Origin of the sequence: Hyphomonas sp. (genome assembly GCF_041398465.1) — a bacterium.
In the GTDB taxonomy this organism is placed as follows: Bacteria; Pseudomonadota; Alphaproteobacteria; order Caulobacterales; family Hyphomonadaceae; genus Hyphomonas.
This window is the reverse complement of the sequence record NZ_JAWKUS010000007.1, coordinates 1-11,249: the sequence shown is the minus strand read 5'-3', so window position 1 is coordinate 11,249 and position 11,249 is coordinate 1. Positions and strand designations below refer to the sequence as shown.

Sequence of the window (11,249 nt, the reverse complement as noted above, 5' to 3'; positions counted from 1 at the left end):
TGGCACCACCAGCTGAAGGACGAGCCGGGCGTCGAAATCATTGCCCAGCGCCTCCAGAGGCTGGACAAGATCAGTTTGCCGTTCGGGCTGGAAACGGATTTTGCGGGCCATGCCGGGTTCGCGCTCGGAAATGTGCGCACTTATGTGAATACGGGCCTGACGGCGCGTATCGGATGGGATCTCGATTCAGGCTTCGGCCCGCCGCGCATCCGCCCGGCATTGGCCGGGGCAGGGGAGTTCATTCCCGGTACTGACGAAAACCCCTGGGGCGGGTATGCCTTTATCGGTGTCGATGGCCGCGCCATCGCGCGGGACATGTTCCTCGATGGCAATCTGTGGCGCGACTCGGCCAGGGTCGAAGACCGCCGGGCGCTTTCCGGCGACCTTCAGGCCGGGCTCGTGGTGCACTACCGGGATGTGCAGGTTGCCTTCACCTGGGTGAACCGGACGGAGCAGTTTGCCTATCAGCAGGGACCCCAGCAGTTTGGTGCCGTCTCGCTCTCGGTGGCCTACTAGGCCGCACGCACAGGAGCGACGAGGGAGAAGTCGCTCCCATAGCCCTCTGGGGTTTTGCTACATACATACCAATAGTATGAAACCGAAAGTTATTGGCCGTCGAAATGCCAATAAATGCTGGGCATCTGGCGCTTCGTAATATACATACCGCATCGGAGTTGGCTGGGCCGGATTTCGGGACTTTCTTGTGTCCCTGACGGGCCCGGCGCAGACTGCAGGAAAAATTTCCGGAGGAAGAAAATGAGACATGCCGCCCTGGCGCTCGCCGCGCTGATCAGCTTTGCCGCCTGTTCGAAACAGCCTGCGGAAGCCCCGAAAGCCGACGCCGCACCGCCCGCAGGTGTTGCGACGGACGCCACCAAAGCAGCCAATGCGGCGCTGGCTGACCGCCTGCCGCTGGCCCAGCCGGGTGACTTCGAAGACGCGGAACGCGGCCTGCTGGCGCAGATTCAGGACGATATTGTCGATGAGAACGGCAATGTCGTCTGGTCCGTTCATGCGTTCGACTTCATCGATGGTGCGGCGCCCGACACGGTCAACCCGTCGCTCTGGCGCCAGCAGCAGTTGCTCGGCAAGCACGGCCTGTTCGAAATTGCCGACGGTCTCTATCAGGTACGTGGCTACGACCTGTCGGTCATGTCGGTGATTCGGGGCGAGACGGGCTGGATTATCGTCGATCCGCTGATTTCCAAGGAGACAGCTGCCGCATCGCTGAAGCTCGTCAATGACACGCTGGGCGAGCGCCCGGTCAGCGCCGTGATCTACACCCACTCACATATCGACCATTTCGGCGGCGTGCGCGGCATCATTTCGGAAGCAGATATTGCGGCAGGCGTGCCGGTGCTGGCGCCGATCGGGTTCACCGAAAACGCAGTGTCCGAAAACCTGCTGGCCGGCAACTACATGTCCCGCCGAGCGATCCTGATGTTTGGCCGGACCTTGCCGAACGGGCCAACTGCTCAGGTCGGCGCGGGCCTCGGCCCAGCGACGTCGGCCGGCACGGCAGGGTTCATTCCGCCGACAGAAGAAATCTCTGGCCGTGGTACAAAGCGGGTGATTGATGGTGTCCGTTTCGAATTCATCGATGCCGCCGGAACGGAGGCGCCAGCGGAATTCATGTTTTACCTGCCTGACTTCCGTGCGCTCTGCACCGCCGAAGTCGCCACTGCGACCTTCCACAATGGACTCACGCTTCGCGGAGCCAAAGTGCGGGACTTCCTCGAATGGAGCCGCGTTCTGGACTATGTCCTGACCAATTATGCCGGCAAGTCCGACGTGTCCTTCGCCTCGCACCATTGGCCGACGTTCGGGCAGGCGAATGTCGAAGACTATCTTCGCGGCCAACGCGATGTGTACCGCTACACTCATGACCAGACGGTCCGCCGTGCGAACGAAGGGCAGACCCAGTTCGAGATCGCAGATGATATCCCCGAGCCGACTGTCCAGGAATCGCATTTTGATACCCGGGGCTATTACGGCACGCTGAATCACAATGCCAAAGCGGTCTACCAGTACTATTTCGGCTGGTGGGATGGCGTACCCGCTACCTACAATGCCTGGCCGATGGAAGAGCGCTCCAAGCGCATGGTCGCCCTTGCGGGGGGCGAGGACGCCGCGCTCGTTTCCGGCGAGAAAGCCTTCAATGACGGCGACTATCGCTGGGCCGCTGAAGTGTTCAATGCGGTTGTTTTCACGAACCCTGAAAACAAGGTGGCAAAGGACTGGCTCGCTGCCACCTATGAGCAGATGGGCTTTCAGGCCGAGTCTGGCGCATGGCGTGATTACTATCTGACCGGCGCGGCTGAGCTGCGCAAGGGCATCCCGGAAAGCGGCGCCGGCCGGGTCGCCAGCGCTGAGTTCGTCGCCGGCGTGCCGACGGTGGAACTCTTCAATGCGCTGGCCGTCCGCTATGCCCCCGAGAAGCTGAACCGCGATCCGTTCACGTTGAACTTCGTGTTCCCGGATACTGAAGAGACACTGATGCTGGATGTCGGCGTCAACACGGCCTTCCCGCGGGCGGGGTCTGCGTCCGGATCGCCGGCGGCCACGCTGACGATTTCTCGCGCTGCGTTTAACGACCTGATTCTCCAGACACGGAGCTTCCAGGACATCGCGAAAGCAGGGGAGGCGAAAGTGGAGGGCGACCCGAGCGCGCTGCTCGCCTGGTTCAGCACACTGGAAACTGCGCCGTTCTGGTTCAACGTCGTCGAACCGTAAGGCGTATCACCGGCCTGCAACGGGACTGATTCCGTCTCATTGCAGGCCGGTGCGGCTTCCCCCATATTGACTGGGCTGAGTCCCGCCATTCTGGCCGGACTCCTGAAAGATGCCTTTGGCCCATGGTCCCCGACCTGACTTTCCTGACCCCCGAACTCCTGCAGGCTTTCTTCGCCGTTGTGGCGATCGACCTCGTGCTGGCTGGCGACAATGCCGTTGTCATCGGCCTCGCGGCGGCAGGGCTGGAAAAGCAGCAGCGCAGCAAGGCGATCCTGATCGGAATTATCTTCGCGACGGTCCTGCGCATTGCCTTCGCGCTGGTCGCGGCAGAGCTGCTGCTGATCATCGGCCTCCTTTTCGCAGGCGGCGTGCTGCTGCTCTGGGTCGCGTGGAAGATGTGGCGGGAGCTCCGGGAAGAGGCGGCCCACAACGCTGAAGAGGCCCTCGCTGGCGAAGACCTGAATGCCGACGGCACGGTCGCCGGGCAGCGATCCGGAAAGACCCTCCGTCAGGCGGTGACGCAGATCATCATCGCCGACGTTTCCATGTCCATCGACAATGTGCTGGGCGTTGCAGGTGCGGCACGGGAACATCCGGTCGTGCTGGTCTTCGGCCTCGCGCTATCGATCCTTCTGATGGGCATCGCGTCCACCTTCATCGCGAAAGTGCTGAACCGCCACCGCTGGATCGCTTTTGCGGGCCTCGCCATCATTCTCTATGTAGCGCTGCACATGATCTGGGAAGGCGGCCACGAACTCTGCGCTGAAGGCCTGCCTATGCTCGGCCTCGACACGCCCGGCGTTTGCCACTGATCATTGTTCCTCTTCTCGGCGGGTAAATGGCTGTGGCCTGTGAATTGCTTGGCATAGTAGCTGCCCGGCTACGTTGCTACGGTAGTTGACCGGATGGGAAAGCGTCTTGGCCAATGTCGACATCATCATTCTGTCCTGGAATCGCAGCGACGATACGCTGAGAGCGATTGATAGTGCCTGCGCGCAACAGGGGGTGGATGTGAAGGTTCTGGTGGTTGACCAGGGCTCCAATCCGCAATCTGTTCAGAAGCTGAAAGCTCACTGTGCAGACCTGCCCAATGTGCAAATTCGGTTCAACGAAAAGAATACCGGCTGCCCTGGTGGGAGAAATCAGGCGAGCGCCATGGGGACGGCAGACTTCATTGTCGGTCTCGACAATGATGCGGTTTTTCAGGATCCGTACGTTTGCGCCCGGGCAGCGGCCTTGATGGACTCAGATCCCGATCTTGCGGCGATTGCATTCCGCATCAACGCCGGCGACACGGAGAATGCGGATTTGAACGCCTGGGCTTATCAGCCGCTCGAACCAGAAGAAGCTGTGGGCCGGAATTTTGATGCCCACAATTTTGTCGGCGCGGGGCATATGATCCGGCGTTCCGCCTTTGAACAGGTCGATGGCTATGATGCCCGGCTCTTCTTCATGCATGAGGAATTCGACCTCTGTTACCGTTTCATCAATGCGGGCTATCGCATTGCCTATCGCGGTGACCTGCCCATTGGACATGGCTCAGCCGCCGAGCAGCGCATTCTCTGGAAGAGCGGACGGTTCCGCTATCACCTCCGGAACAGGATTTATATCCAGGCCAAGACAGAAGGGGTGAGTTATCGGTTGTTCGAGGAGCTGATTGTGATGGCCGCAGGTGGCGTCCGGTCAGGATTTGTCTGGGCAGCGCTCTCAGGCACCGCTGAAGCGATCGGCTGGCTCCCGGCGGCGCTGGCTGAGCGAAAGAGAAATCCCTACTGCAAACGTACACAGGCCGCGACCGAATATATCCGGCAGGCTGCCAATCATGGCCTGATCGATTGGGGGCCGCAGATATGGGACGGCAAGAACCCGTTTTACCGTCTTTACGCCCGGCTGCGCTGGCAGACCGATTTGACCAATCTGAAGCAGATCTGATTCCGCCACGAGGAATGCCCGCATGACCCGTACCAATGCAGACAAACAGCGCCTGATCGTCATTGGCCTCGATGGCTATGAAGACAGGATCGCTCAGGTCATGATGGCAGAGGGTGACTTGCCGAACATGAAAGCTGTGTTCGACGCCAGCGCATCCATCGATCTGGATCATGGCCGGAACAAACTATCCGGTCTTTCCTGGGAGCATTTTGCCGTTGGCCAGGCGCCCGAAGTTTACGGCCGGTTGTCAGCCGTCGACTTTGATCCGTCTACATACATAGCGTCTCAGACGCTGACGCGCACACCGCCCTTCCTGAAACGGGCAGGGAGCCGGGTCGTCGCACTGGATGTACCTTACTTCGATCTGGCCTCCATCCCTGACATGCATGGCTTTGCCAATTGGGGCGCTCACGATCCGGGCGTGACACCATTTGCGCGGCCCGCGACGCTGTTGGACGAAATCAACGAAAAGTTCGGACCCTACAAGGCCGCCGACGACATCTACGGCTTTGTCTGGCCGGACGCCGAGAAGGCCGAAGCGGCAGGCGCCCGGCTTGCCGCCGCCTTGCGACAGCGCGCGGACATCACCAGGTGGATGCTCTCCGAACGGACGCCGGACTGGGACATGGCGATCACCGTCGTCAGTGAGCTTCATTCCTCTATCGAGCCCTTGTGGCATGGGTTCGATCAGGACCACCCCTTGCACAATCTGCCCAGCGCCAGGCCGGCCGGTGAGGGATTGCGGGAGGTCTATCGCGAACTTGATCGCATGGTCGGCCAGATGCAGGAGGCATTTCCGGATGCCGCCATTGCGCTGTTCTGGATGCACGGCATGGGATCCAACAACGCGGATGTGGCGTCCATGCTGCTGCTTCCGGAGCTTCTCTACAGGCACGCCACGGGAGAGACCAATTTTGAAGCGCCGGCCCGGTGGCAGAACCTGAATGGCCTCATGCCGCCGCTGCAGCCGGGGGAGCGCTGGGAGCAGGCCGTCACGGATGAGATGGGCCACGCCGAATTGCGCCGCCGGCCGCTGATGAGCCGGGTCAGGCGGAAACTCAGCCGGTACATTCCGGGCGTGTTCGGATCGGCCCCGCATCCGGAAGTGTTTCTCGGCTGGATGCCTGGCATGCATTACAGCTTCGCATGGCCCGACATGGAGGCCTTCGCGCTGCCGTCATTCTATGATGGCCGCATCCGCCTGAATGTTGTCGGTCGGGAAAAGAACGGAAAGATTGCTCAGGATGAATACCCAGCCGCGCTGGATCGCATTCGCGACCTCCTGCTCGCGTGCCGGGATGTCCAAACCGGCGAATGCGTCATCGACGATATCTATTTTACCAGCCGGGATGACCCGATGGCTGTTCCGGACAGCACAGGCGACATCGAGATTCTCTGGGCGGGGGAGCCTCTGGGCTTCCGGCATCCCGAACTCGGGACCATCGGGCCCGCGCCAATCCGCCGGACCGGCGGACACACGGGCGGTCTCGGCCGCTTTTATCTGAAGGCAAATGGTGTTCTGCCAGGGCACCACGGCAAGGCCGATGCGCTGGATGTTTCTCCGACAATGGATGCGTGGCTTGGATTGCCGCCTAATCCGGAACTGACAGGCGAGAGCTTTCTTGATCAGCTCAGCCGCTAATTCATCTGGCTACGGAAGAAGTTCGCAATCATCGGGCCGAATTTGTCGCCCTTGGCGCCCAGCCGCTTGTTGAGGCTCTTGTGGGAGCGCTTCTTCGCCAGCACGGCCTTGGCGTCATAGCCATGATCGCGCAGCGTTTTGGCCAGCTCCTTTGCCCGGTCAGGTGAAACCGGACGGTCGACATAAAGGATCAGCATCGGCGGAATGCGCCGGCCATCCATCACATGCAGGGTCGGGGAGGCTTCGCGCCAGACCGTTTCCTTGCTTCCGAAAGCCGGCCTGTAGAACCGGGGCAGTTCGCCGTATTTTTCGCCCGTGCGCACCAGGTTGTAGGAGGCGCCATCCAGCGGCACCGTGCCCTTGATGACGCCCAGGCCCAGACCTTCGGCGCGCAGGTATTGCGGATCGATCGAGACCAGTGCCACCGAATGTGCGCCCGAGGAATGACCCATCAGGAAGATCGAATCCGGGTCGCCGCCATAATCGTCGGCGTTGCGGTAAAGAAAGGCGATGGCGCTGGCGAGGTCTTCAACCTGGGCCGGGAAGGGGTGGTCAGGTGCCAGACGGTAATTGATCGAGACGTAGATGAAGCCTTCATCGGTGAAGAATTCCGACTGTTTCTCGCCAATGGCATTCTGCTTGTTGCCATAGGTCCACGCGCCGCCGTGCACCATGATCACGATGGGCAGGTCTTCCGCCTCGTCCGGGGCGTAGATGTCCATGGTGAAGTTGCCGTCGCTGACCGCGGGCATGTGGTTGTAGACCACATCGCGATACACGTCGGCTGCCGAAGCCAGACCCGGCACGGCGATCCAGGCAAAAAGACACAAAAACGCGGCAGATATGAAACGCATGGCGGATACCTTCCATACAAGAAGCCTGTTTGGAACACCATGCGTCAGCAAATTCGTTGAATCTTGAGGCAATGGAATGTCTTCCCTTGGAGAGTTGGGCTGGTCCGATAGAATGAAATTGTGACGGCAGCGGGGCCGCCGACTCGCAATGACAGGGGAATTTGCATGCACGAAGGAAGCCACGAAATCCTGATCAAGGACGCACTGGTCTTCCTGATTGCTGCCGGTTTGGTTGTGCCGGCGCTTCGCATGCTGAAACTTCCAGCCGTCGTCGGCTTCATTCTCGCCGGTGTGGCGCTTGGCCCATGGGGGCTCGGTTCGTTTTCGCACGCCTGGGCGCCGCTCGGCATGTTTACCATTGCCGAGCCCGGCGCAGCTGCACCGTTCGCGGAGCTCGGCGTGCTGTTCCTGTTGTTCCTGCTGGGGCTGGAACTGTCGGTGGAGCAGCTCTGGTCCCTGCGGCGCATCGTGTTCGGCGCAGGCATTGTGCAGGCCGCGGCCAGCGCCATCCTGCTGGCGATTCTGGCAACGGTTTTCGATTTCGACCTGACAGCCGCCATCGTGGTGGGGCTTGCGCTGGCATTGTCGTCCACCGCTGTCGTGATGCAGCTGATGACGGCGAACCATCAGGCCTCTGCACCGGTCGGGCGTACCGCGCTCGGCGTGCTTTTGTTTCAGGACATCCTGGTTGCGCCGATCCTGATCTTCGTCGGCTTTGCCTCGTCGGACGTCGGGGCGAACCTCGGCACCGTCCTGCTGGAGGCGGCGGTACAGGGCGTGCTGGCGGTCGGCATCCTTCTCGTGATTGGCCGGTTCCTGCTGCGCCGCCTGTTCCAGATGGCGGCCGATGCCGGTGGACGCGACTTCCTGATGGCGATCACGCTGCTCACCGTTGTGGGCGCAGCGGTTTTGACGGCGAGCGCCGGCCTCTCCATCGCCCTCGGCGCTTTCCTGGCTGGCCTGATGCTGGGCGAGACCGAATTCAAGCACCAGACCGAGGTGGACCTCGATCCCTTCAAGGGTCTGCTGCTGGGCCTCTTCTTCATGACCGTCGGTCTTGGGTTGGACCTCGGCGTGATCGCGCGGGAATGGCCGCTCGTTCTGATGGGCCTGATCGCGCTGCTGGTGGTGAAATACGCCATCGCATGGGCGGCGGTCCGGATCTTCGGACGCAGCCCCGACCTTGCGACCGAGACGGCAGGCCTGCTCGCGCCGGCGGGGGAGTTTGCCTTCGTCGTGCTGGCGGCGGGCGCTGCGGGCGGTTTGATTACGGGCGATCAGGCAACGCTCGTTTCCGCGGTGGCCGGCCTCTCCATGCTTTTAATCCCGGTCACATGGCGCGGTTCACAATCCATCGTCCGGCGTTTGCACAGCAAGGGTCATAGCCACGCGACGACACTTCCGGCCGAAAAGGCGGAACTGGAAAACCATGTCATCATCGCCGGGTTTGGCCGGGTGGGGCAGGCGGTGGCCCGCATTCTGGACGAAGAGAACACCCGCGTGGTGGCGCTGGACAGCCGGCCGAACACCGTCGCGCGCCTGCGTAAGGAAGGCTGGAGCGTTTATTTCGGGGATGGCGCCCGCAAGGAAATTCTCGACAAGGCAGGGCTCTCCGGCGCGGCGATGGTCGTGATCACGATCGACGACCCGCAAGCCGCTGAACATATCGTGCGGGCCGTGCGCCGGGGGCGCCCCGAAATCCCGATTCTCGCCCGCGCGCAGGATGCAGACCATTCGCGCAGCCTGTTCCAGGCAGGGGCGACCCATGTTGTGCCGGACGCCATCGAGGCCGGTCTGCAGATGTCGGCCAGGGCGCTTGAGCAGTTCGGTTATACGCCCGACACCGTCCGCTCCCTCATCGGCGCGGAACGCGATGCCGAATACAGGAAGGCAATGCTGGAGAAAGTCTGAGGCGTCTCGCCCCCTTCCGCCTACACCTTCTGGTGGTGTAATAGGTATGCATTCGCGGATAGCGGGGCAGGCCAGCCATGACATCTTTTACGCAAAAGGCGGCGCCGCCCGCGCCAGGCTTTTCAGATCTCTACACGCCGAAACTGCTGACCGTGCTGCGAGAAGGCTATGGGCTCGGCCAATTGCGCGCCGACGCGATTGCGGGCCTGACGGTCGCCATCGTCGCCCTGCCATTATCCATTGCTATAGCCGTTGCTTCAGGGGCCAGCCCGGCACAGGGGCTGATCACCGCCATCATTGGCGGCTTCCTCGTTTCGCTTCTGGGCGGCAGCCGGTTCCAGATCGGCGGGCCGGCGGGCGCCTTCATCGTGCTGGTCAACACGACCGCCACGACCCATGGCATGGACGGGTTGATCCTGGCCGTGTTGCTGTCTGGTGTGATGCTGGCACTCGCGGGCTGGTTGCGTTTGGGCACTTTCGTGAAGTTCGTGCCTTACCCCGTGACGGTCGGCTTCACCGCAGGCATCGCCATCATCATCGGCTCCAGCCAGCTGAAGGATCTGTTCGGCCTCACCCTCGCCGGGGCGGAGCCGGGGCCATTTCTTGAGAAGCTACCCGTGCTCGCCTCGGCGGCCCCGACAGCGGACTGGCACGCTTTTGCGATTGCGGCAGGTACCATGGCCGTGATCTTCACGCTGAAGCGCTTCCGCCCCGGTTGGCCGGGCATCCTGCTGGCGGTCGTTCTGGCCGCGCTGGTGACGGCATTGGCAAAGCTCGACATCGCCACGATCGGCACTCGTTTCGGAGCGATGCCGGCGGGTCTGCCTATGCCCCATGTTCCGGCGCTCTCTATCGCCAAGGTCACGGACGTGCTGCCCGCCGCGATTTCCTTCACCCTGCTGGGCGCCATCGAATCGCTGCTCTCGGCAGTTGTGGCCGACGGGATGACCGGTCGGCGCCACCGCTCCAACTGCGAACTCGTGGCGCAGGGCGCGGCCAATATCGGCTCGGCCCTGTTCGGCGGCATTTGTGTCACCGGCACGATTGCGCGCACGGCCACGAATGTGAGGGCAGGGGCGCATGGCCCGGTCGCCGGCATGCTGCACTCGGTCTTCCTGCTGGGCATGATGATCATTGCTGCGCCGCTGATTGCCTACATCCCGATGGCGGCGCTGGCGGGCGTGCTGGCGGTGGTCGCCTGGAACATGTTCGAGAAACACGCCTTCTGGCGCCTGCTGAATGCCTCCAAAGGCGATGCGGCGGTGCTGCTTGCCACTTTTGGCCTCACAGTGTTCCGCGACCTGACCGAAGCGATTATCGTCGGCTTCGCTCTTGGCGCGGCTCTGTTCATCCAGCGCATGTCGCAGGCCGCGACCGTGGAACTCGGCGCGCCGCTGGTCCGCCCGGACGAGGCCGACGATCTGCGCGAGCGCGTCCCCTATGACGAGGCCACCAGCACCCGCCGTGATGTGATCGTCTATCGCATTTCCGGCGCCTTCTTCTTCGGCGCGGCGGCGACCATTGGGTCTGTGCTGGACCGGATCGGCGACCAGCACCGCGCCCTGATCGTGGACTTCTCACAAGTGCCATTCGTTGATTCAACGGCGGCCCACACGATCGAGGGGCTCGTCGAAGCCGCTCATCGCCGGAAGATCGCCGTCTGGCTGACCGGCCTCAGCCCCGCCAACGAAGCCGCCCTCGCGGCTCATGGTGTTGAAGCCCCGCACGTCTTAGTGGAACCGGACATCCGGACCGCACAGACAAAGGCGCTGGCCATGCTGGATGGAGTGTGAGCCGCGCGCTATGCCTTGCTGCGAGACAGAGAGATGGCCTGTATCTCCTGAATCGTCCCTTGTGTATCCATGGCAACAATCGTGAGCGCGGTGATCCGGCCTGACACATCGATGCCGAATGTATTCAGTGAATCGCATACCTTCCCGGCGGCTTCGACGCTGGCAAACCGGCCGATCGTTATGTGCGGGACATAAGGAATGTCGGCCCGCAGCAGCCCCGAGAAGGGGCCGGTGTGCAGCTGGTTCCGCAGTTCCAGTATGTCACCGTCACCTGTGTCCGGAATGAGGAAAGCGTAGCCGGTTTCATCCTGGTGGTCTGTACCAGTCACGGCACGCGTGCATGCGAAAGGGAAGGGGGCGACAGCCTCGGCGACAGTCCGGACA

The 11,249-nt window shown here is 62.1% G+C and carries 9 protein-coding genes; 7 read left to right on the top strand and 2 right to left on the bottom strand.

Annotation, left to right across the window (positions count from 1 at the left end; all coding sequences use genetic code 11):
- The 5 genes from R3C98_RS17450 to R3C98_RS17430 form a co-directional block, all read left to right on the top strand.
- A partial coding sequence (locus R3C98_RS17450; RefSeq protein WP_371315354.1) for a lipid A-modifier LpxR family protein occupies positions 1 to 516 on the top strand: 516 nt, incomplete at its 5' end.
- Between the two features lie 240 nt (positions 517 to 756).
- Positions 757 to 2,733, top strand: a complete 1,977-nt coding sequence (locus tag R3C98_RS17445; protein ID WP_371315353.1) for an alkyl/aryl-sulfatase — start codon at positions 757 to 759, stop codon at positions 2,731 to 2,733.
- A gap of 122 nt (positions 2,734 to 2,855) precedes the next feature.
- Entirely contained in the window at positions 2,856 to 3,545 is a 690-nt protein-coding gene (locus R3C98_RS17440) for a TerC family protein (RefSeq protein ID WP_371315352.1), read from the top strand.
- Positions 3,546 to 3,651: 106 nt separating this feature from the next.
- Positions 3,652 to 4,665 carry a glycosyltransferase family 2 protein gene (locus R3C98_RS17435; RefSeq protein ID WP_371315351.1) on the top strand — a complete coding sequence of 338 codons (1,014 nt, stop codon included), beginning with the start codon at positions 3,652 to 3,654 and terminating at the stop codon, positions 4,663 to 4,665.
- A 22-nt stretch (positions 4,666 to 4,687) separates the two neighbouring features.
- Positions 4,688 to 6,307, top strand: coding sequence for a hypothetical protein (locus tag R3C98_RS17430; protein ID WP_371315350.1), 1,620 nt, complete (start codon positions 4,688 to 4,690; stop codon positions 6,305 to 6,307).
- On the opposite strand, the gene R3C98_RS17425 is transcribed toward R3C98_RS17430, so the two are convergent.
- A complete protein-coding gene (locus R3C98_RS17425; RefSeq protein WP_371315349.1) occupies positions 6,304 to 7,161 on the bottom strand; it encodes an alpha/beta hydrolase in 858 nt (285 codons plus the stop codon). The two genes, R3C98_RS17430 and R3C98_RS17425, sit on opposite strands and share 4 nt — an antisense overlap.
- A 165-nt stretch (positions 7,162 to 7,326) precedes the next feature.
- On the opposite strand from R3C98_RS17425, the gene R3C98_RS17420 reads away from it, so the two are divergent.
- Together R3C98_RS17420 and R3C98_RS17415 are read left to right on the top strand one after the other, a co-directional pair.
- The gene (locus R3C98_RS17420) at positions 7,327 to 9,072 is read left to right on the top strand and encodes a cation:proton antiporter (RefSeq protein ID WP_371315348.1); all 1,746 of its coding nucleotides are present in this window, start codon (positions 7,327 to 7,329) and stop codon (positions 9,070 to 9,072) included.
- 77 nt (positions 9,073 to 9,149) lie between these two features.
- Complete coding sequence (locus tag R3C98_RS17415) at positions 9,150 to 10,865, top strand: SulP family inorganic anion transporter (RefSeq protein WP_371315347.1); 1,716 nt, start codon at positions 9,150 to 9,152, stop codon at positions 10,863 to 10,865.
- An 8-nt stretch (positions 10,866 to 10,873) separates the two neighbouring features.
- Here the strand turns inward: R3C98_RS17415 and R3C98_RS17410 are convergent.
- The coding region (locus R3C98_RS17410; RefSeq protein ID WP_371315346.1) for a 2'-5' RNA ligase family protein at positions 10,874 to 11,249 on the bottom strand (376 nt) is incomplete at its 5' end.

Bases quoted from the DNA above. Each gene is read 5' to 3' on its own strand.
- R3C98_RS17425 (WP_371315349.1), bottom strand. From the start codon at position 7,161: ATGCGTTTCATATCTGCCGCGTTTTTGTGTCTTTTTGCCTGGATCGCC.
- R3C98_RS17445 (WP_371315353.1), top strand. From the start codon at position 757: ATGAGACATGCCGCCCTGGCGCTCGCCGCGCTGATCAGCTTTGCCGCC.
- R3C98_RS17420 (WP_371315348.1), top strand. From the start codon at position 7,327: ATGCACGAAGGAAGCCACGAAATCCTGATCAAGGACGCACTGGTCTTC.
- R3C98_RS17415 (WP_371315347.1), top strand. From the start codon at position 9,150: ATGACATCTTTTACGCAAAAGGCGGCGCCGCCCGCGCCAGGCTTTTCA.
- R3C98_RS17440 (WP_371315352.1), top strand. From the start codon at position 2,856: ATGGTCCCCGACCTGACTTTCCTGACCCCCGAACTCCTGCAGGCTTTC.
- R3C98_RS17430 (WP_371315350.1), top strand. From the start codon at position 4,688: ATGACCCGTACCAATGCAGACAAACAGCGCCTGATCGTCATTGGCCTC.